Raw genomic sequence first — 17,609 nt, 5'->3', positions numbered from 1 at the left:
CTTCGGCGCCGATCGTGTGCGGGTAACCCACGTTCGCGCGAAAAGGGCTAGCCGTGGCCGATGCGCAGCAGGTCCGCGACGCTGGTCAGCTTGACGCGCGGGCGGCCATGGGGTTCGCCCGCTGATCGCTCGTACTCGTCGATCAGCTTCCAGTGGTCGTCGGTGATCAACTTGGGCTGCCGCGACAACAGCCACTCCACCAAGGTGTCCGGGTAGTCCGCGTCGACCTCGGCGAGCTCCGCGCCTGCCAAGTCCGACAGCAGCGTGTCGACGGTCTCCTGCGAGTCCTTCTTATTGCTGCCGATCACGCCGGTCGGACCGCGCTTGATCCAACCGACGACGTACTCGTTGCGGCTGCCCTCGATCCGGCCGTCGGCATGCGGGATGGTGCCGCTGCGCTCATCGAACGGCAGGCCGGGCGTCGGCACGCCGCGGTAACCGACCGCGCGTACCACCAATTGCGCTGGCACCTCCTCGCGCTGACCGGTGTCCTTGGCAGTGATGCGACCGTCCTCGTCAACAAGTTCGTTGCGGCCCAACACGATTGATTCGACCCGCCCGTCACCCTTGATCTCGATCGGCGAGGTGCGGAACCGGAACACGATGCGACGCTTGGCGCCGCGAGGCTCGCGTTCGGCATAGCCGCGCAGCACCTTGATGTTGTTGCGGACGGTCTTACCCGCGGCCTCGACGTCCGCGTCGGAGATGTCGGCGAGGTCGGCCGGGTCGACGATCACGTCGACGTCGCCTAGGCCTTCCAGGTCACCGAGCTCGCGTAGCTCCAACGTCGTGAACGGAGCCTGCAGCGGCCCGCGCCGCCCGACGATGAGCACCTCTTCGACGCCGCGGTCGTGCAGCGACTGCAACGCATGATCGGCGATGTCGGTGCTCGCCAGCACGTCGGGATCGGTGACGAGGATTCGCGCCACGTCCAGTGCGACGTTCCCGTTGCCCACCACGACTGCGCGACCGCTCGACACGTCGGGCGCCATCTCCTCGAAGTGTGGGTGCGCGTTGTACCAGCCGACGAAGTCGACCGCGGCGACGCTGCCGGGCAGTTCCTCGCCGGGAATGCCCAGTGCCCGGTCGGACTGCGCGCCGACCGCGTATATCACCGCGTCGTAGCGCTCGGCCAGTTCGGAGGTCTGCACATGCTCGCCGACCACGATGTTGCCGAAGAACCGGAACCGCGGATCGAGCGCCGTCTTGTCGAACTGGGCGCTGATCGACTTGATCTTCGGATGGTCGGGCGCCACACCCGACCGAACCAGACCCCACGGGGTCGGCAGCATCTCCAGCATGTCGACGCGCACGTCGGCATCCTCGTTGGCGTCAGCGAACTTCAGAAGCGAGGCAGCGGCAAAGTAGCCCGAAGGCCCTGAGCCGACGATCGCCACGTGATATGGGCGCATATACAGCTTTCTGTCGCTGCCGAGCCACGCGCAAGGGGCTGTCGCGTCGTGGCCAGGCTGGTTACCAGTCCGACTTTAAACCGCCGGTACCCTGAACTCCCGTGGATCCTGACCGTCAAGCCGACATCGCTGCCCTCGACTCCACCTTGACCACGGTGGAGAGGGTGCTCGATGTCGACGGGCTGCGCGGTCGAATCGAAAAGCTCGAGCACGAGGCGTCCGACCCGAAGCTGTGGGACGACCAAACCCGCGCTCAGAAGGTCACCAGCGAGTTGTCGCATACCCAGGGTGAGCTGCGCCGGGTCGAAGAACTCCGGCAGCGCCTCGACGACCTGCCCGTCATGTACGAGCTGGCCACCGAGGAAGCAGGCGCAGAGGGCGACAAGGCTCTGGTCGAAGCCGATGCCGAGCTCAAGAAGCTGCGCGAGGACATCGAGGCGATGGAAGTGCGCACGCTGCTGTCGGGTGAGTACGACGCGCGCGAGGCGCTGGTCAACATCCGCTCAGGCGCAGGCGGCGTCGACGCGGCCGACTGGGCCGAGATGTTGATGCGGATGTACATCCGCTGGGCGGAGGCGCACAAGTATCCGGTCGAGGTGTTCGACACGTCCTACGCCGAAGAGGCGGGCATCAAGAGCGCGACGTTCGCCGTGCACGCGCCGTACGCGTACGGGACGTTGTCGGTGGAGCAGGGCACCCATCGACTGGTGCGCATCAGCCCGTTCGACAACCAGGGCCGCCGCCAGACATCGTTCGCCGAAGTCGAGGTGCTGCCGGTCACCGAGACCACCGACCACATCGACATTCCGGAAAGCGATGTGCGCGTTGACGTGTACCGCTCCAGCGGACCTGGCGGTCAGTCGGTGAACACCACTGACTCGGCGGTTCGACTCACGCACATCCCGACCGGTATCGTGGTGACTTGCCAGAACGAAAAGTCGCAGCTGCAGAACAAAGTTTCTGCGATGCGAGTGCTTCAGGCAAAGTTGTTGGAACGCAAGCGTTTAGAAGAACGTGCTGAGCTGGATGCGTTGAAGGGCGACGGCGGCAGTTCGTGGGGAAACCAGATGCGCTCCTACGTATTGCATCCGTACCAGATGGTGAAGGACCTGCGCACCGACTACGAAGTCGGCAATCCAGCGGCAGTACTGGACGGAGACATCGACGGGTTCCTCGAAGCGGGAATCCGGTGGCGCAACAGACGAGATGACGAATAGCACCGAATTAGCAATGAGTTTCGCCGACCGTTGGCATGGCTTTTGGGCCGGCAGCATCGGCGAATGGCTGCTTCTGCGCGGTGTGCCGATTGCGCTCTATCTGATCGGCGGTCTGCTCGCGGCCCGCTTCATCAACTGGTTGGCCAACCGCATCGTGCGCCGTATCGATGCCGAGTACCAGGAGAGCGACCAGCTGGTGCGCACCGAGAGTGCCAAGCATCGGCAAGCCGTGGCTTCGGTCATTTCCTGGGTATCGGTCGCGCTGTTGTTCGTCATCGTGACGGTGCAGGTCACCACGATTCTGGCGATTCCGGTCGGCTCGCTCGTCGCACCTGCCGCAGTGCTCGGCGCCGCGCTCGGTTTCGGCGCGCAGCGCCTGGTGCAGGACCTGCTCTCGGGCTTCTTCATCATCACCGAGAAGCAGTACGGCTTCGGTGACCTGGTCTCCCTGACGGTGGCAGGCATCAACTCGCCTGCCGAGGGCACGGTCGAGGACGTGACGTTGCGCGTCACCAAGCTGCGCTCCACCGAGGGCGAGATGTACACGATCCCGAACGGCCAGATCGTGAAGACCGTCAACCTCTCGAAGGACTGGGCTCGCGCGGTCATCGACATCCCGGTGCCGACGTCGGCGGACCTCAATTTGGTGAACGACGTGCTGCACGGGGTAGCCGAGAAGGCGATGGAAGAACCCAGCCTCAACGCGCTGCTCCTGGATGCGCCCCAGCTGATGGGTGTGGAGAGCATCGAGTTGGACACCGTGAACCTGCGGATGGTGGCGCGCACGCTGCCCGGTAAGCAGTTCGAGGTGGGCCGCCGCATCCGGGTGCTGGTGGTCCGCGCCCTGCGCCGCGCAGGCGTGGTGACGCCGGCCGACGGTCACACCCCGATGGTCGAGGCCATCGTGCATCCTGCGACCGCGGGCGGCGCCGAAGAATCGCAGGCCCCGCCGGAGCAGAAGCAGACATGAGGTCGTGGTTCACCGCCCGGCTCGGGCGGATGCGGGTCTCGACGATCGTGCTGATCGTCGTGTTCCTTGCGCTGTTCTGGGTGTATCACAACTTCGAGCCGGGGCCTGCGCGCACCGAAGCGCCGCCGACCGCGGTCGTCCCGCCCGGCTTCGTGCCCGACCCGAACTACACGTGGGTGCCCCGGACCAACGTGCGGCGGCCGAAGGAACCCGAGCCCACCACCACCACGACCACGACAACCACCACTACCAGCCCGACCGAGACCACGACGACGTCACCCGGGGAGACCACCAGCCCGACGTCGCCGACATCGTCCACGCCGACGACGACCGTCATCCCCGGTCCGTTGGGGCCACAGACCGTGACGCTGCCGCCCACGCTCACGCCGACGACACCGCCTGCGGCAGGGCTGGGACCGACGCCGACCACGCCGGCTGCGCCGAGCTGACGTTGAGCGGCCTTCGCTCGCGCCACCGCTACACTGGCGAGCCGTGATGATCACCCTCGACCACGTGTCAAAGCAGTACAAGTCGTCGGCCAGGCCGGCGCTCGACAACGTGTCACTCAAGATCGACAAGGGTGAATTCGTCTTCCTGATCGGGCCGTCGGGCTCGGGCAAGTCGACGTTTATGCGGCTGCTGCTGGCCGAGGAGCATCCGTCGGCCGGTGACATCCGGGTGTCCAAATTCCACGTCAACAAGCTTCGCGACCGCCACATCCCCGGCCTGCGCCAAGTGATCGGCTGCGTGTTCCAGGACTTCCGGCTGCTGCAGCAGAAGTCGGTCTTCGAGAACGTCGCGTTCGCGCTGGAAGTCATCGGCAAGCGCTCCGAGGTGATCAACCGGGTGGTTCCCGACGTGCTGGAGATGGTCGGGCTGTCCGGCAAGGCCAATCGGCTGCCCGGTGAACTGTCGGGCGGCGAGCAGCAGCGCGTGGCCATCGCCCGCGCATTCGTCAACCGTCCGCTGGTGCTGTTGGCCGACGAGCCGACCGGAAATCTCGACCCCGAGACCAGTAAAGACATCATGGATCTGCTCGAGCGGATCAACCGCACCGGGACCACGGTGCTGATGGCCACACATGACCACCACATCGTTGACTCGATGCGTCAGCGCGTCGTCGAACTGGAGCTCGGCAGGCTCATCAGAGACGAGCAGCGCGGCGTCTACGGAATGGACCGCTAAGTGCGCTTCGGCTTCCTGATAAATGAAGTACTGACCGGCTTTCGTCGCAACGTCACCATGACGATTGCGATGATCCTGACCACGGCGATCTCCATCGGCCTGTTCGGCGGCGGGCTGCTGGTGGTGCGCCTGGCCGACAACTCCCGCAAGATCTACCTGGATCGGGTCGAAAGCCAGGTCTTCTTGACCAACGACGTCTCCGCGAACGACCCCACATGCGACGGCGACGCGTGTAAGGCCCTGCGCGCCAAGATCGAAGGTCGCGACGACGTGAAGTCGGTGCGGTTCTTGAATCGCGACGACGCCTACAACGATGCGATCAAGAAGTTCCCGCAATACAAGGACGTCGCGGGCAAAGAGGCGTTCCCGGCGTCGTTCATCGTCAAGCTCGACAACCCCGAACAGCACAAGGACTTCGACAAGGCGATGGTCGGCCAGCCGGGGGTGCTCAATGTGCTGAACCAAAAAGACTTGATCGACCGCTTGTTCGCGGTGCTCGATGGGCTTTCCAACGCCGCCTTCGCGGTGGCGCTAGTGCAGGCGGTCGGCGCAATCCTGTTGATAGCCAACATGGTTCAAGTCGCGGCGTACACCCGTCGCACCGAGATCGGCATCATGCGACTGGTCGGTGCCAGCCGGTGGTACACGCAGTTGCCGTTCCTGGTCGAGGCGATGCTGGCGGCGTTCATCGGCGTGGTCATCTCGATCATCGGCCTGGTCGTTGTTCGCGCAATGTTCCTGGAGAATGCGCTCAACCAGTTTTATCAAGCGAATCTGATCGCCAGGATCGACTACGCTGACATCCTCTATATCGCTCCGATCTTGCTGTTCGTCGGCGTGGCGATGGCAGGCGTCACCGGCTACGTCACGCTACGGCTCTACGTCCGAAGATAGCCATGGCAAAGAAAGCCGACCCGACGAGGTCCAGCAACAACAGAGTTGTCGCGACGAATCGCAAAGCGCGGCACAACTATTCGATCCTCGATACCTACGAAGCGGGCATCCAGTTGGTGGGTACCGAGGTGAAGAGCCTGCGCGACGGCCAAGCCTCGCTGGCCGATGCGTTCGCCACCGTCGACGACGGCGAGATCTGGCTGCGCAATCTGCACATCCCCGAGTATCACCACGGCAGCTGGACCAACCACCCGCCGCGGCGCAACCGCAAACTTCTGTTGCACCGCAAGCAGATTGACAACCTGGTCGGCAAGATCAGGGACGGCAACCTGACGCTGGTGCCGCTGTCGCTGTACTTTTCCGAGGGCAAGGTGAAGGTCGAACTTGCGTTGGCCCGCGGTAAGCAGGCGCACGACAAGCGCCAAGACATGGCGCGACGCGACGCACAGCGTGAAGTGACGCGCGAGTTGGGTCGCCGTGCCAAGGGCATGAGCTGACGGGCTTAGCAGGCCCAGTCCTCGCACTGTTGTCGGCGTTCGGTTACGGCATCAGCGATTTCATCGGCGGTCTGGCGTCGCGGCGAGTGGCGGCGCTGCGCGTCGTACTGGTGTCCTATCCGATCGCGCTGGTGGTGCTGACCGTCCTGGCCTCTCTTGTCGGCGGAGAGATCGACCAGCGGGCGGTGTTCTGGGGTGCGCTGTGCGGTGTCTCCCAGGCGTTCGGCATCTGGTGGTTTTACGCGGCGCTCGGTTCGGGCCCGATCTCGATGGTGTCGCCGCTGACAGCGATTCTGGTGGCGGGCATCCCCGTCGGCGCCGGGTTGGTGCTGGGGGAGCGGCCGAGTCCTGTCGCCGCGGTCGGAGTGGTGCTGGCCTTGGTGGCGGTGGTGTTGGTCTCGCGGGAGACAACGGACAAGGACGTCACGCCGCACAAGTTCACGGCCAAGGTGGCGTGGATGACGGTCGGGTCTGGCATCGCATTCGGGCTGAACTTCGTGCTGATTCATCAGGCGCCGGTGGCGGCCAAGCTGTGGCCGCTGGTCTTCGCTCGCTTATCGGCGAGCGTGCTGGTCTTGATCATCGCAGCAGTGAGCGCAAACCTGCGGCCGCCGAGCGGAACGCCACTTCGCCTCGCGGTGTTAGCGGCGCTGCTCGATGCGGGTGCCAACGTCGCGATGCTGCTGGCTCTGCACGCCTCCTATCTGTCGCTGGCAGGCGTGCTGATGTCGCTGTACCCCGCCGCGACGGTGCTGTTGGCGATCGTGGTGCTGCGCGAACGAGTGACGCGCTGGCAGGCGGCCGGGATGGTGTTGGCACTCGGGGCCGTGGCGATGATCGCCACCGGCTGACTTCCCAACTACCGCGAGCGTGCGTGTCTGCACGTCGACACGCCGCGTTTGGCGAGCATTTCGCGCACGCTCGCCAGCCGCGAGCGGCCTAGCATCGGACGTATGACCCTCTTCTACGAGGTGCTGCTGGTTCTAATCACCCTTGTCATCACGTGGTTCGCGGCATACGTCGTTTATCGACTGCTAACCGACGACTCTTGAGCACGGGGGGACCCTCACCATCCCTCCGAGCCGGCTACTCCTTTGAACGGGCCCACCACCCGGCTCGTGATCCAGCCACCGTAGAAGCCGCCCGGTTGCGGGATCACCTGCTCGCCGTTGACCGTGCACCGATCGACGAGCGCGGCCATCACGGCGACGGCGCCGGCGATGACGCGAAATGCGGGCGACGGATTCGCGTAGCTCCACGCAGCGCGTGGCGCAGTCTTCGCCGGGGTCACCAGGTCGTAGTAGTTGGCGTGGCCCTTCCATTCACACCACGACGAGCCTGTGGCGGGCCGCAACGCGTCTTCGGCGAAACTGGCCCGCGGCAGGTAGTAGGTGGGTGGGTGACTTGTCTCCAGCACTCGCCAGGCGCGAGCGGCGATAGCGATGGGCTGGTCACCCAGCTCGATCGTGATCGAGCCGACGAACTCTTCCACGCGTGGCGGCCGCGGGTAATCCCACACCGACTCCTGGCCGGCCTCGGCGGGCTCCGGCTTCGGCATCAGGGCCATCGCAATCTCTCTCCTCACGTCCATTTCGCCTTTTTGCCGCATCGTCGTTCGAAGGGGATTCGTCGCGGCGTGGGGTTCGGATGGTAGTGACGCAATCCATGCGCGCGGGTGCGTCGCGAGCGCTACCTTCTGCCAAGTGAGCAGCCCTTCGCGCCCCGTGACAACCCTCGACAAATCCGATGTACTTGCCGGCCTGTTCGCCGTGTGGGACGAGATCGACGGGGTGCTCGCCGGTCTGGACGACGAGCAGTGGCAGGCTCACACCCCGCTGCCGGGCTGGACCGTCCACGATGTGACGGCCCACCTGATCGGCGCGGAGTCGATGCTGCAGGGTGTTGCGACGCCGGATGTCGACATCGACATCTCGACGCTCGAACACGTCTGCAATGACATCGGCGTGCTGAACGAGCGCTGGATTCTCAAGTTCCGCGGCAGCAGCCCAGCCGACCTGCTCGACCGTTTTCGCAGCACGACTGCCAAGCGCCGCGAGCAGTTGACGGCAATGAGCGAGTCCGACTGGAACGAGGTCATCCTGACGCCCGCCGGTCCCGACACATACGGCCGGTTCATGCGGGTGCGCGACTTCGACTGCTGGATGCATCTGCAGGACATTCGCGATGCGCTTGGTCAACCTGCCGCGGACTCGACCGGACCGGCGTCGCGGCTGGCCCTCGACGAGATGACGGCGAGCATGGGGTTCGTCGTCGGCAAGCTCGGCGGTGCACCGGAGGGATCGCGGGTGGCCATCGTCCTGACCGGGCCGCTGGCCCGGACGATCAACGTCGCCGTCGACGGCAGGGCCAAGTTGGTCGACGACTTCGGCGGTCAGGAGCCGACGGCGACGATCACGCTCGATGGCCTGCTGTTCACCCGGTTGGCGGGCGGTCGGCAAGCCGTCGACCACGACGCGGTCACCTACAGCGGCGACGAAGCGGTTGGACGGCGGATCGTCGAGCACCTCAAATTCGTGATCTAGCTGGGATTATTTACTCGCTGGCCTTTGTTGTACCGCCCGGTAGAATGAGATGTCCCGCCGAACGTCGGCGGGGATGCGAGGGGCTGAACGGTTTCGACTTCGCGCATCGAATCAAGGGAAGCGTGCCGGTGCAGGCAAGAGACCACCGTAAGCGTCGTTGCAACCAATTAAGCGCCGATACAAATCGCGCTGACTACGCTCTCGCTGCCTAAGCGATAGCTGGTCCGTCAGACCGGGACTGCCCTCGACCCGGACCCTGGCGTCGTCTAGAGGGATCAACCGATGAGTTCGGTCGCGGAACGCATCGGGAAACCAAACAGCGACTGGGATCGTCATCCTGACTTGTTCGCGTGATCAGGAGATCCGAGTAGAGACATAGCGAACTGCGCACGGAGAAGCCTCGAGGGAATGCCGTAGGACCCGGGTTCGATTCCCGGCAGCTCCACCAGAGAAAGACAGGTCAGGCCGAAAGGCCTGGCCTGTTTCTTTTTTGTCCGCGCGATCCTTACTCGGCGGATAGGAAACCCTCCCCCTGAGCCAGGGGATTCTGGCTGTCCGGCCATTACCAGGGCGTTCGCTGAGCACGACTATTGGAGCAGCGGGAAACAGCCGAGTAGGGCCGAAGATTCGGCCAATACGCATACCAACCCCGCACCGAAGGGCCACTCGACCAACCCGCGCCTCACGACCGGGGAGCGACTACCTACAGGAGAAATCATGACAATCACCAACAAGGTCTGTCCGAGCCGGCGAGGCCGGACCAACGCCGCCATCCTGCTGGCTGCGGCCGCGACCGTCGCCGGCTTGGTCGGCACCGCCGCACCCGCGAACGCAGCAGACCAGTACGTCGCACTGGCACTCGGATACATCAACGAGAACCCGCCAGTCACGATGGCCGGAGGCTCATCGATCGCCGGCACCCAGGATGCCGCCGCTCAGGGTGCGCTCACCAACTGCGTCAACAACGGTGGCAGCCACTGCGTGACCGTCGTCATCGGCACAAATGAGTGCGCAGCGGCCGCCTCGAACAACTATGGCGAAGAGGTCGGGGCGAAAGGCTCGACTGTTGCCGCCGCCTCGAGCGCCGCTCTGGGCATGCTGCAGAACCAGACGGGCGCGAAGGTCATCGTGTCGGGTTGCTCGAACGGATCCACGACTCCGCCGCCGCCGCCGATCGATCCGCCGCAACCCCCCGCGCCCAAGCTGGGGCCGACGGTCTCGTTCAAGACGATCCTGGGTGGTCTTCAGGCTCACATCACCGACCGCAGCGGAGTGTCGTCGCAGTGCACCTACGCGACGGACAATGTGAACCGCAGCTTCGCGCTGGCGGCCAACTCCTCGTACGACCTGAGGATTGTTCCGGCCGTCCCGCAGTTCCGGAACTGGACCGTCACGATCACCTGTGACAACGGCACCAGCACGACGGCGACGACATACTTCTGATCCGCAGTCGCCCTTAACCCGATCCGCCCGGGCCGTCATGTGACGGTCCGGGCGGTATCGGGTTTTCTGTTGTTGCCGTCAACACCTTTCACGTTGCGGCTATGTCAAAGTCGAGAGTGCCAGCACGCCCGTCAATTACGCTCATGTCATGCCAGAAACTGCGTACGCTACCTGCGGCGATCTCAGCCTGGCATACCAAGTGTTCGGCGAGGGGCCGATCGAGCTCGTCGTCGGTGGATCCTTCGCCAGCCACATCGAGCTGTATTGGACGATGCCTGAATTCGTGGCCTTCTTCGAGCGGCTCTCCACGTTCTGTCGCATCCTTTTGTTCGATAAGGCCGGCGCGGGACTGTCGGACCCGGTGCCGCAAATTCCCACGCTCGATGATCGAGCGGCCGAGATCGAATCTGTGATGGACACCGTCGGCTTCGAAAAGGCGGTCCTCTTCGGGGCGAGTGAGGGCGGCCCGGCCTCCATCTTCTTCGCTGCAACACGACCGGAGCGAACCCGGGCATTGATTCTCACCGGCACCTCCGCGTACGCATTCGCCGATGGCTGGGATGACTTGGACTGTGAGCCGGCCGAGGTGCGGGCACGCCTTCTGCCCGAGCTGGGTGCGGATTACACGCCCTCGATGCAGCAACTGGTCCGCTGGCAGGATTGGTGCCGCGCCGCCGTCTCGACGTGGGGCAGTGGCGAGGCGGCCAAGGGCCTGCTGCCGTCGGTGCGCTCGATACGCCTGCTGGCAATGGTGGAGCGAATGAGCGCCAGCCCCGGGATGGCGCGTGCGGCAATGGAAGCGATGTTCCGGATGGATGTGCGCCCGATCCTGCCGACGATCAGCGTGCCGACCCTGATCATCCATGCGCGCGACGAGGTCGTTCCGGTGCAGTGTGGCCGTTACATCGCCGACCACATCCCCGGTGCGCGGATGCTAGAAGTCGAGGGCAGCGACCACGCGCCCTGGCTCGCCGATCCCGACAAGGTCCTGACCGAAGTCGAGGAGTTCCTCACCGGCAGCCATACCGCGCCGTCGCCGATGCGTCGCGCCCTGCGCACCGTGTTGTTCACCGACATCGTCGGCTCCACGCAACGCGCCGCGAACGCCGGAGACGAACGGTGGCGTGCGGTGCTGCTCCGCTTTCGTGAGACGACGGCAGCGCTGACCGAACAGTTCGGCGGCTCCGTGGTCGAGGCCACCGGCGACGAACATCTCATGACGTTCGACGGCCCGACGCATGCGATCCGCTGCGCCGAAGCGTTGCATGCTGACGCCGAGAGACTCGGTGTCGAGATCCGCGCGGGCATTCACACCGGCGAGTGCGAACTGCTCGACAACAAGATCGGCGGAATCGCAGTACACATCGCGGCGCGAATTCTCGAGCAGGCCGGCGCCGGGGAGATCCTCGTCTCCCGCACAGTTCGTGACCTGGTCGTTGGCTCGGGCACGGGCTTCGAGGACCGCGGCACTCTGGAACTGCGTGGGGTGCCCGGCACCTGGAAATTACTGGCGGTCGATCGCAACGGGCCTCCGGTGGGATCGGCCGAGGCCGAGTTGGTGTCAACTCCGACCCCCAGCGCTCGCACCGCGATGCGCCGCTCAGACCGCGCCGTGGCCGCGATGGCCAGGCGCACACCGTGGATCTTGCGCGGAATGGCTCGCCTCGCTCCGGCCACCGGCCGCGGCCCAGCACCTACGCCAGTCAGCGCGCTCGACGCTTGAACTTGCCCTCTCGGCCCGCCACCTGGCCGAGCGTGAGAAGGCCAACTATGTTGTTGGTGTGAAAGGCGTGTTCGTATCGATCGTCGTCGCGGCAGCCGCGTCGTTGGCGTTGGCAGGAACGGCAGGCGCCGATGCTAACGACGACAACTACCTCGGTTTGATCAATGCCAGCGGATTGGGTTGTGGCCAAGGGCCTTTCGCCTGTCCCACCGGAGACAGCGACATGATTCAGATCGGGCGTGCGATCTGCAGGCAACTCACGCATGGGAATTCGTCGCTGGCGGTGTCACAACAGATCCTTCGCCAGAAGCCCGGCGTACAGCCCGACCTGGTGGTCCGCCTGGTCGCCATTGCGAAGACTGCTTACTGCCCGACCTGAGGGTTCGGCAGATCAGCGGGTAAAAAGCGAAAAGAATTGGTGTGACGGATCATCGGCACCAGGGCTGCCCTGGAGGGTGCCGCGGGTAATCGGGTGGCTCAGATCGACCGACGACGGATCGTTCAGGTGTGCCCAGTCGGTCACGATCGTCCGCTCGATGATTTTCCAGACGTCGTCCCGCTTTTCGTACTTGTCGAGATAGCGCCCACCGACGATCACATCGACGTCCCTATCGCCCGCCCCGAAAGTGTGCGTTGCGATCGTGTAGATCTCGCCCTCGGCACGGTTGCCGTCGATGACGAAGTTCACGGTGGTGACATTGTGTTGCATCGACCGGATGTGCGGGCGCGAGGCTTCCAGCGTCTTGAGGAACTCGTCGACGGACCCCGACGAAATCTGGCCGTGGGCGTCCACCGCCTCCCGGTGGTAGAGCTCTTGCAGGGTCGCGAAGTCGCCGCGGTCGACCGCGCGGCAGTAGGTATGGACGAGCTTGCGCAGCGCAAACTCATCGAGCATCTCCTGCAGCAGGGACTCAGACGCGGTCATCACGACAGTCAAGCAGCACAGCCGGACCGACCCGTCGGCGGAATTGAACTTACTCACCGGTAAGATCTGGCCGCATGGTCGGCGAATCCGCAACGCCCGGGAATGAAGCGGGATCTGGCATCGAGCCGCCTGTCGAGCCACGGGTTCGGCGCGCGCTCGGGCTGCTCGAGCGCTTCGCGCCCGCGCTCGGGTCGAGGTGGGCTGTCGAGTTGTGGTGCACGCCGCCGGCGGTTGACGCGAGCTTGCGCATGCCGCCAGGCGTGCCTGCGAGCGAACCTGTCGAGGCGAGCTGGTCGGGCCACCGGATCGCGGGGGAGTCCTGGGGCGACGGTCCTGCGGTGTATCTCGTGCACGGCTGGGGCGGATGCCGTGCGCATCTCGGTGTCTTCGTCAAACCACTCGTCGAAGCGGGACACCGTGTCATCGCGTTCGATTTGCCCAGCCACAACGAGTCCGAACCTGGTGATCTCGCGCCGGGACGGACGACGATCGTCGAGTGTGCCGAAGCGGTGAGGGCATTCGTGCGCGCGCATGGGCCTGCGCGCGCGATCGTGGGGCATTCCCTCGGTGCCAAGGCTGCCGCTCTCGCGGTGTCGCGCGGCGCTCAGGCTGAACGTCTGGTATTTCTGGCGCCGATGGGCGACTTCGCTTGGTACCTGGACGTTTTCGCCGATCGCCATGGCTTCGGACCGCGGATCCTCGGTGGCCTGCATCGCCGCCTCGACCGACGGATAGGTATGCCGTTGGTCGACACCGACATCAGCCGGGTGGCCGCGACTCTCGACGATCCGCCGCCTCTTCTGGTGGTCCACGACCCCGATGACCCCGACAGTCCCTACGACATGAGCGAGAAACTCGTCGCCGTCTGGCCCGGATCGACGCTGGTGACCACCCGCGGACTGGGCCGCCTGGCGCACTACCGCATTCTGCGGCACCGCCCCGCCATCAACGCCGGTCTCGAATTCATCGGTCGGACAACGCCGGAAACGCCTGAGGCCGCCGCCGCGGCGACAAGCCCTGGCCGACAGGAAACGCCGCCGAACTAGGCGAGCCTCTCGCAGCCTCAGTGATTCGAGTAATCAAGCTCGGTGAGTCGAGTACTCCCCTACGCGTGGCAGCGGCCCGTCAGCCGCGCAGGCTTGATTCGTCTGAAAACGCAACAACTTGAGAGGACTCTGACATGGCCCGTTCATTCCGTATCTTCTACGACAACCAGAAAGGTGTCGTGCGCCAGAACGTCAACTTGGCCGGCGCGATCGACAAGAAGTCGGCGGTCGTCATCACCGCCGCGCAGTTCGAATGGCCAGGGGGTTTCGGCGGCCTCGAGGACATTCGACCGCTACTGGGCGCAGCGCCCATCTGGGTCTCGAATGTCGGTGTACACGGAGACGAAGGCGGCGGAGGCGGCGTGGAGTTCCTGCTCCACGTCGACACGGATTCGCCGCTGGATGTGATGGTCACCATCACGGTCTTCGAAGAGATCGAGCAATACATTCATTGACACGCTACGGCTTTCGCGCCTGGCCGGTTCCGGCATGTGATACCAGTGAGGGGTTGCGCAGCCAGCAGCCCCTCACTGTCGTTCAGAACTTCGCAACGGCGCCGGCGTCGACCGGCAGCGCCGCTCCGGTGATGTACTGCGATTCGTCGGAGGCAAGGAAAAGGACGGCATTGCTCACCGCTCGGGCCTCGATTATCGGTTTCGGCAACATATGAAAGTGCCCGATCACCTGTGTCGCATCGGCCATGGTCGGCTCTGCGAGGTCCGGTCGCACGGTGCGACGGAAGTGGTCGTTGTCGAGCATCGGCGTCAGAATGTTGCCGGGATGAATCGAGTTCACTCTGATCCACTGCGGCGCAAGCTCATTGGCGAGCGAGTGCATCAGGCCGACCACGGCGTGCTTGGCCGATGCGTAGCCGGCCATATAGCCGCCGCCGCGCAATCCGAGCATCGAGCTCACCAGGATGATCGACCCGCCGCGGCCGTCGGACATGTGTGGCAAGGCGACCTTGACCGTGTGCATGACGCCGGTCAGATTGATGTCGAGCGTTGTCTGCCAAGCGGACTCGTCGATCAAGGCGGCGGGAGTGGGGTTGCCGCTGATACCCGCGTTGGCGATGACCACGTCCGGGCGGCCCAACTCCTCTACGCCCTGCTGTAGCGCCGCGCGCAGGCCCTCCAGGTCCCTGACGTCAGCCTTCGCGGTGACGATGCGCCTGTCCAGTTTCTCCACCAGCGCCGCGGTCTCGTCGAGGTCTGCCTCCGTCGCGCCGGGATATCCGGCGGCGTCGATGTCGTCGCACACGTCGACGGCAATGATGTCGGCGCCTTCCTCCGCGAGCCGGACGGCGTGTTCGCGGCCCTGTCCGCGCGCCGCTCCGGTGATGAACGCGACCTTGCCGGCCACCCTGCCAACCGTGTTCGACATCGTTGCCTCTCGTGACGAAGGAATAGCCCCTATACCTTGCACGATTCCGCCGCGGGGTGGGTACCGTCACGTCGATGGAACTGATATCGCCGACCGATTCGATGTTCCTTATCGGTGAATCCCGCGAGCATCCGATGCACGTCGCTGGCCTGCAGCTGTTTGAACCGCCAGCGGACAGCGGTCGGGACTTTGTCCGCGACCTGCACCAGACGATCGTCAAGAACGAGGACTTTCAGCCAACGTTTCGAAAGCACCCAGGCAGCCTTCTCGGCGGAATCGCCAACCTCGCCTGGGCGATCGACGACGAGGTGGACATCGATTACCACCTGCGCAGGTCGGCGGTCCCGAGGCCAGGACGTGTTCGTGAGCTGCTCGAGCTGACGTCGCGGTGGCACGGCACGCTGCTCGATCGGCACCGGCCGTTATGGGAGACGCACCTTGTCGAGGGCCTCGAAGACGGCCGCTTCGCCGTCTACACCAAGATCCATCACGCGCTGCTCGACGGCATCTCCGCGCAGCGCCTCACGATCCGGTCCATGACGACCGATCCAGACGACCGCGAAATCCGCGTGCCGTGGACGCTCGGGCCCAAGCGTGCAAAGAAGGAGTTGGCAGAGTCACGGTCGTTGTTGCAGTCGATCACCGGCGCGGTCGGTTCGGTCGCATCGCTGGCCCCGTCCGCTCTTGCGGTCACCAGGGCCGCGCTGCTGGAACAGCAATTGACTCTGCCGTTTCGCGCGCCCAAGACGATGTTCAACGTGCCGATCGGGGGAGCGCGGCGGGTGGCTGCCCAGTCGTGGCCGCTTGCGCGGATCAGGGCGATCAAGTCCGCCGCAGGCGTCACGGTCAATGATGTCGTCCTGGCCATGTGCTCGGGAGCGCTTCGTGCATACTTGATCGAAAGCCGCGCCCTGCCCGAAACCCCTTTGGTGGCAATGGTTCCCATCAGCCTCCGCGCCGCAGACGAGCAGGACGCCGGTGGCAACATGGTCGGCACGATTCTGTGCAACCTCGCCACCGACATGGCCGACCCGGCCAAACGACTCGACGCGATCAACACCTCCATGCGCGACAACAAGAAGGTGTTCGCCGAACTGCCACGAACCCAGGCGCTTGCGTTGTCGGCGTTCCTGATGTCCGGTATCGCACTGGCATTGGTGCCGGGATTCGTTTCGTCGGCGCCGCCGCCGTTCAACATCGTCATCTCGAACGTTCCCGGTGCCCGCGAACCGATGTACTGGAAAGGCGCCCGGCTGGACGGCAACTACCCGCTGTCGATCGCGTTGGACGGGCAGGCCCTGAACATCACCCTGACCAACAACGCCGACAACCTCGATTTCGGCCTCGTCGGATGCCGCCGTAGCGTTCCACACCTGCAGCGCTTGCTGATTCACCTCGAGGACTCGCTGACGGATTTGGAGCAAGCCGTCGGAATCGCGAACTGATGGTCGCGCTGGCCGCGCAGCGGGAGTTCACGGCGTATGGGCCGTCGCACTTGGTCGTACTCGCCATTTTCGTCGTAGGAGCTGTGTTTCTGGTCTGGATCGGCCGACGGCAGACCGAAGCGCAGGCCCGCATCCTCGGCCGCGTGTTGGCGGTTCTGCTGCTCGCCGCGTTCGCGGTGGCGTTGGTGTACAAGCTGATTCGGCCCGACATCCAAACGTCGGTGCCGCTGCAGCTGTGCGACATCGCGGAACTCGCAGCCGCCTACGCGCTGTGGTCGGGGCGGCATTGGGCTTTCGCGCTCGCCTACTACTGGGGTCTGGTGCTCAGCTCACAGGCATTGATCACCCCGGACGTCGGCACGCCGGCCGAAGGTGCGCCGGATTTCCCACACCATCTTTTTCTGACGTTCTTCACGCTTCACGTTCTCGTGGTGTGGGCTGCCATCTATCTCACGTGGGGGCAACGGAACCGGCCGAGCTGGCGTGACTACCGCTTCACCGTCGTCGTGACCCTCGTGTGGGCGGCATTCACGTTCACCTTCAACGCGATCACCGGAACGGACTACGGCTATCTCAACCGGAAGCCGCCCACCGCGTCAGTGCTTGACGTACTAGGCCCGTGGCCGGTCTATCTGATCGCCGAGATCGCGATCGTCCTCGCCGTATGGGCGCTGATGACCTGGCCGTGGGAACGGCGACGACAGAAAACTGACGTGCGAAGCCACGCGCCAGGGAATTGAGCGCGCCGAGCTTGCGGTACCTGCCGCGCGTCACCGCAGCCGCCGTCAACCCGGTGAGGACGCCGAGGACGAAATAACCGCGCGCACGCTTTTTCTTCCGAAGAACCACGGCCGCCGCGAGGAAACCACACATCGCGCCAGTGCCGGCGATCGCCGCGAGCAGAAGCAATTGCAGCGGTCCAGCCG

Annotated in this window: 19 protein-coding genes and 1 other RNA gene; 16 read left to right on the top strand and 4 right to left on the bottom strand. The window is 64.8% G+C overall.

Going from position 1 to position 17,609, the window contains the following annotated elements:
- Positions 1–47 precede the first annotated feature (47 nt).
- Positions 48–1,412 (bottom strand): FAD-dependent oxidoreductase, encoded by a 1,365-nt coding sequence (locus GGC64_RS06280; protein ID WP_192721552.1) that lies wholly within the window; start codon positions 1,410–1,412, stop codon positions 48–50.
- A 101-nt stretch (positions 1,413–1,513) separates the two neighbouring features.
- Here GGC64_RS06280 and prfB point away from each other — a divergent pair, with 101 nt between their 5' ends.
- Genes prfB through GGC64_RS06245 form a run of 7 tightly spaced genes read left to right on the top strand, consistent with a single transcriptional unit; the run spans position 1,514 to position 7,026 of the window.
- Entirely contained in the window at positions 1,514–2,629 is a 1,116-nt protein-coding gene (gene prfB, locus GGC64_RS06275) for a peptide chain release factor 2 (protein WP_192721551.1), read from the top strand.
- Positions 2,619–3,599: a mechanosensitive ion channel family protein gene (locus GGC64_RS06270; RefSeq protein WP_192721550.1), complete on the top strand. Its 981-nt coding sequence runs from the start codon at positions 2,619–2,621 to the stop codon at positions 3,597–3,599. Before prfB ends, GGC64_RS06270 begins: the two co-directional genes overlap by 11 nt.
- Positions 3,596–4,048: a hypothetical protein gene (locus GGC64_RS06265; RefSeq protein ID WP_192721549.1), complete on the top strand. Its 453-nt coding sequence runs from the start codon at positions 3,596–3,598 to the stop codon at positions 4,046–4,048. The genes GGC64_RS06270 and GGC64_RS06265 overlap by 4 nt, the downstream gene beginning before the upstream one ends.
- A gap of 46 nt (positions 4,049–4,094) precedes the next feature.
- Positions 4,095–4,784, top strand: coding sequence for a cell division ATP-binding protein FtsE (gene ftsE, locus GGC64_RS06260; protein ID WP_192722424.1), 690 nt, complete (start codon positions 4,095–4,097; stop codon positions 4,782–4,784).
- On the top strand, positions 4,785–5,678 hold the full coding sequence (ftsX, locus tag GGC64_RS06255) for a permease-like cell division protein FtsX (RefSeq protein ID WP_192721548.1): 894 nt from the start codon (positions 4,785–4,787) through the stop codon (positions 5,676–5,678). It begins immediately after the preceding gene.
- Between the two features lie 2 nt (positions 5,679–5,680).
- The gene (gene smpB / locus GGC64_RS06250; RefSeq protein ID WP_192721547.1) at positions 5,681–6,175 is read left to right on the top strand and encodes an SsrA-binding protein SmpB; all 495 of its coding nucleotides are present in this window, start codon (positions 5,681–5,683) and stop codon (positions 6,173–6,175) included.
- Entirely contained in the window at positions 6,172–7,026 is an 855-nt protein-coding gene (locus GGC64_RS06245) for an EamA family transporter (RefSeq protein WP_255528867.1), read from the top strand. The genes smpB and GGC64_RS06245 overlap by 4 nt, the downstream gene beginning before the upstream one ends.
- 215 nt (positions 7,027–7,241) lie before the next feature.
- Here GGC64_RS06245 and GGC64_RS06240 read toward each other — a convergent pair whose 3' ends face one another.
- A complete protein-coding gene (locus GGC64_RS06240; protein WP_192722422.1) occupies positions 7,242–7,742 on the bottom strand; it encodes a DUF427 domain-containing protein in 501 nt (166 codons plus the stop codon).
- A gap of 136 nt (positions 7,743–7,878) precedes the next feature.
- On the opposite strand from GGC64_RS06240, the gene GGC64_RS06235 reads away from it, so the two are divergent.
- From GGC64_RS06235 to GGC64_RS06215, 5 genes are all read left to right on the top strand, one after another.
- Complete coding sequence (locus GGC64_RS06235) at positions 7,879–8,718, top strand: maleylpyruvate isomerase family mycothiol-dependent enzyme (protein ID WP_370581998.1); 840 nt, start codon at positions 7,879–7,881, stop codon at positions 8,716–8,718.
- 79 nt (positions 8,719–8,797) lie between these two features.
- Positions 8,798–9,166, top strand: a transfer-messenger RNA (tmRNA) gene (gene ssrA, locus GGC64_RS06230).
- Between the two features lie 269 nt (positions 9,167–9,435).
- On the top strand, positions 9,436–10,161 hold the full coding sequence (locus tag GGC64_RS06225) for a DUF4189 domain-containing protein (RefSeq protein WP_192721546.1): 726 nt from the start codon (positions 9,436–9,438) through the stop codon (positions 10,159–10,161).
- A 148-nt stretch (positions 10,162–10,309) separates the two neighbouring features.
- A complete protein-coding gene (locus GGC64_RS06220) occupies positions 10,310–11,884 on the top strand; it encodes an adenylate/guanylate cyclase domain-containing protein (RefSeq protein WP_192721545.1) in 1,575 nt (524 codons plus the stop codon).
- A 58-nt stretch (positions 11,885–11,942) separates the two neighbouring features.
- Positions 11,943–12,263 (top strand): DUF732 domain-containing protein, encoded by a 321-nt coding sequence (locus tag GGC64_RS06215; RefSeq protein ID WP_192721544.1) that lies wholly within the window; start codon positions 11,943–11,945, stop codon positions 12,261–12,263.
- 12 nt (positions 12,264–12,275) lie between these two features.
- On the opposite strand, the gene GGC64_RS06210 is transcribed toward GGC64_RS06215, so the two are convergent.
- Positions 12,276–12,809, bottom strand: coding sequence for a nuclear transport factor 2 family protein (locus GGC64_RS06210; protein WP_192722420.1), 534 nt, complete (start codon positions 12,807–12,809; stop codon positions 12,276–12,278).
- A gap of 74 nt (positions 12,810–12,883) precedes the next feature.
- On the opposite strand from GGC64_RS06210, the gene GGC64_RS06205 reads away from it, so the two are divergent.
- Both GGC64_RS06205 and GGC64_RS06200 read left to right on the top strand, forming a co-directional pair.
- Entirely contained in the window at positions 12,884–13,855 is a 972-nt protein-coding gene (locus GGC64_RS06205) for an alpha/beta fold hydrolase (RefSeq protein ID WP_225951181.1), read from the top strand.
- A 134-nt stretch (positions 13,856–13,989) separates the two neighbouring features.
- Positions 13,990–14,310, top strand: a complete 321-nt coding sequence (locus GGC64_RS06200) for a hypothetical protein (RefSeq protein ID WP_192721543.1) — start codon at positions 13,990–13,992, stop codon at positions 14,308–14,310.
- An 82-nt stretch (positions 14,311–14,392) separates the two neighbouring features.
- Here GGC64_RS06200 and GGC64_RS06195 read toward each other — a convergent pair whose 3' ends face one another.
- Entirely contained in the window at positions 14,393–15,238 is an 846-nt protein-coding gene (locus GGC64_RS06195) for a mycofactocin-coupled SDR family oxidoreductase (RefSeq protein ID WP_192721542.1), read from the bottom strand.
- 74 nt (positions 15,239–15,312) lie between these two features.
- Here GGC64_RS06195 and GGC64_RS06190 point away from each other — a divergent pair, with 74 nt between their 5' ends.
- Together GGC64_RS06190 and GGC64_RS06185 are read left to right on the top strand one after the other, a co-directional pair.
- Entirely contained in the window at positions 15,313–16,683 is a 1,371-nt protein-coding gene (locus GGC64_RS06190) for a wax ester/triacylglycerol synthase family O-acyltransferase (RefSeq protein ID WP_192721541.1), read from the top strand.
- A complete protein-coding gene (locus GGC64_RS06185; protein ID WP_192721540.1) occupies positions 16,683–17,423 on the top strand; it encodes a TIGR02206 family membrane protein in 741 nt (246 codons plus the stop codon). Before GGC64_RS06190 ends, GGC64_RS06185 begins: the two co-directional genes overlap by 1 nt.
- The last annotated feature ends 186 nt before the right edge of the window (positions 17,424–17,609 follow it).

The sequence above is a fragment of the Mycobacterium sp. OAS707 genome (assembly GCF_014873705.1).
Classification (GTDB): domain Bacteria; phylum Actinomycetota; class Actinomycetes; order Mycobacteriales; family Mycobacteriaceae; genus Mycobacterium.
This window is presented reverse-complemented; position numbering and strand designations above follow the sequence as displayed.

Coding starts and splice junctions, on each gene's coding strand:
- GGC64_RS06280 (WP_192721552.1), bottom strand. CDS start 1,412: ATGCGCCCATATCACGTGGCGATCGTCGGCTCAGGGCCTTCGGGCTAC.
- GGC64_RS06270 (WP_192721550.1), top strand. CDS start 2,619: ATGACGAATAGCACCGAATTAGCAATGAGTTTCGCCGACCGTTGGCAT.
- GGC64_RS06265 (WP_192721549.1), top strand. CDS start 3,596: ATGAGGTCGTGGTTCACCGCCCGGCTCGGGCGGATGCGGGTCTCGACG.
- ftsE (WP_192722424.1), top strand. CDS start 4,095: ATGATCACCCTCGACCACGTGTCAAAGCAGTACAAGTCGTCGGCCAGG.
- smpB (WP_192721547.1), top strand. CDS start 5,681: ATGGCAAAGAAAGCCGACCCGACGAGGTCCAGCAACAACAGAGTTGTC.
- GGC64_RS06240 (WP_192722422.1), bottom strand. CDS start 7,742: ATGGCCCTGATGCCGAAGCCGGAGCCCGCCGAGGCCGGCCAGGAGTCG.
- GGC64_RS06225 (WP_192721546.1), top strand. CDS start 9,436: ATGACAATCACCAACAAGGTCTGTCCGAGCCGGCGAGGCCGGACCAAC.
- GGC64_RS06220 (WP_192721545.1), top strand. CDS start 10,310: ATGCCAGAAACTGCGTACGCTACCTGCGGCGATCTCAGCCTGGCATAC.
- GGC64_RS06210 (WP_192722420.1), bottom strand. CDS start 12,809: ATGACCGCGTCTGAGTCCCTGCTGCAGGAGATGCTCGATGAGTTTGCG.
- GGC64_RS06205 (WP_225951181.1), top strand. CDS start 12,884: ATGGTCGGCGAATCCGCAACGCCCGGGAATGAAGCGGGATCTGGCATC.
- GGC64_RS06200 (WP_192721543.1), top strand. CDS start 13,990: ATGGCCCGTTCATTCCGTATCTTCTACGACAACCAGAAAGGTGTCGTG.
- GGC64_RS06195 (WP_192721542.1), bottom strand. CDS start 15,238: ATGTCGAACACGGTTGGCAGGGTGGCCGGCAAGGTCGCGTTCATCACC.
- GGC64_RS06190 (WP_192721541.1), top strand. CDS start 15,313: ATGGAACTGATATCGCCGACCGATTCGATGTTCCTTATCGGTGAATCC.
- GGC64_RS06185 (WP_192721540.1), top strand. CDS start 16,683: ATGGTCGCGCTGGCCGCGCAGCGGGAGTTCACGGCGTATGGGCCGTCG.